Genomic DNA, 869 nt, shown 5'->3' on the forward strand with positions numbered 1-869 from the left:
TGCCGGCCGAGCCGGTGCAGCTGCGGATGCTGGCCAACCTCGCTGATCGGGGCTGCACGATCGTTGACCTGGACACCGGCGAAGTGCTCTTCGGCGGGTCGTAATTTCCAGCTGCCGCGTTCCCTATCCTGCACTGGGGAAAAGGGGGTGTAGGGGCACAGCCCCTACGGTGACGCTCTGGCTGTCGTGTCGGTCGATGTACCTGGCTAATCGGTCGCGGCGACGCCCTATGGCCGCCTGCGCCGGTACGTCGCGCCTGCAAACCGCTGTAGGAGGACCGTACTGGCCACAACGGAGCGTTATGCGACGGTGGGGCCGGGACGGGCCGCACGCCCGCGCATGAAGCCGCCAAGGGACGCCGTAGCCGGGCCGGTGGGTGCCGCCTTGATTAGTAGTTACATAACGGCACGCACCGGGGTACGCTGTGGCTGTTCGGTGGCAGCCCAGAACGCCCATAGGGGCCGGAAGAGGGAAAGGGAGCCGAGCAAAAAAGAACCCCGCAGCGCGCCAACGCTCGGGGTCATGACCAGCACGGGATAGGACCGATGCCAGTAGTGACAGTGTACCGCCACGGCGGTAAGGGCGGTGTAGCGCCCGGACGGAATGACCATACCCGGATGAAGCGCGGCGACGTCGAGGGGTGGAGCTTAGGGGCCACGCGCCGGAACACGCAGTTCCTGATGAGCGTGCGCGAGACCGAGCTAACAGGGGCAGGCGTCGCCCTCACTCTCACGCTTCGAGACTGTCCCGCATCGGCCCAGGACTGGACGAAGCTGCGGAAGCGGTGGATTGAGCGCCAGCGGCGTGCCGGTATGGTCCGGCTCCACTGGATCACGGAGTGGCAGCGTCGAGGCGTGCCGCACCTGCAC

Source organism: Aurantibacter aestuarii (assembly GCF_003008425.1).
Lineage (GTDB): Bacteria > Bacteroidota > Bacteroidia > Flavobacteriales > Flavobacteriaceae > Aurantibacter > Aurantibacter aestuarii.